A 613-nucleotide genomic window follows, 5' to 3' on the forward strand; every position below is an offset into this window, starting at 1 on the left:
GCTGCGCGTCGCCGCCGACGAGGCCCGCTTCAGTGTAGATAAGTCGGAACAGGCGCCGGACTTGCGCTTCGCCGCCAACCTCGCGGATTTGGCGCGCATGATGCTGCGTGAAGAAGACCCGGATACGCTGTTTTTCAACCGCAAGCTGGTGATCGAAGGCGACACCGAGCTTGGGCTGATCGTGAAGAACCTGCTGGATAGCGTGGACTGGAGCGACACGCCGCTGGCACGGTTTATGGCAGTGTAAGTAAAGGGAGTGGGGAGTGGTAAATAGGGAGTAACCTCCCTACTCCCTACTCCCTACTCCCTAACGCCCTACTCCCTACCTTACTCCGGCCATTTCGCCAGCACGTCGGGATGGTTCGCCAGACGCTCGACAATAAAGTCGACAAATACGCGGGTGCGCGGGGCGGTATGTTCGCGGTGCGGGAAGCACAGGTAAATGGCCCGTTCGGTCGAAAGAAAGTCGAGCAACACCGGCTCCAGCTCGCCACGGAGCATGGCATCGATCGCCTCATTGCCCGGCAATTGGGCGACGCCCTGCCCCAGGCGCGCCAGTTCGGCCACCGCCTCAATCTCGTTCAGCGTATAAGTACCCGACACATCCAGCGGA

At 60.7% G+C, this 613-nt stretch carries 2 protein-coding genes; one reads left to right on the top strand and one right to left on the bottom strand.

The window, feature by feature from the left end; translation table 11 throughout:
- The coding region (gene ubiT / locus EGI20_RS18965; RefSeq protein WP_498633258.1) for a ubiquinone anaerobic biosynthesis accessory factor UbiT at positions 1-247 on the top strand (247 nt) is incomplete at its 5' end.
- A gap of 80 nt (positions 248-327) precedes the next feature.
- Here the strand turns inward: ubiT and EGI20_RS18970 are convergent.
- Positions 328-613: LysR substrate-binding domain-containing protein (locus EGI20_RS18970; protein WP_498633259.1), on the bottom strand; the 286-nt coding region annotated here is incomplete at its 5' end.

It is taken from the genome of Aquitalea sp. S1-19 (assembly GCF_024343515.1).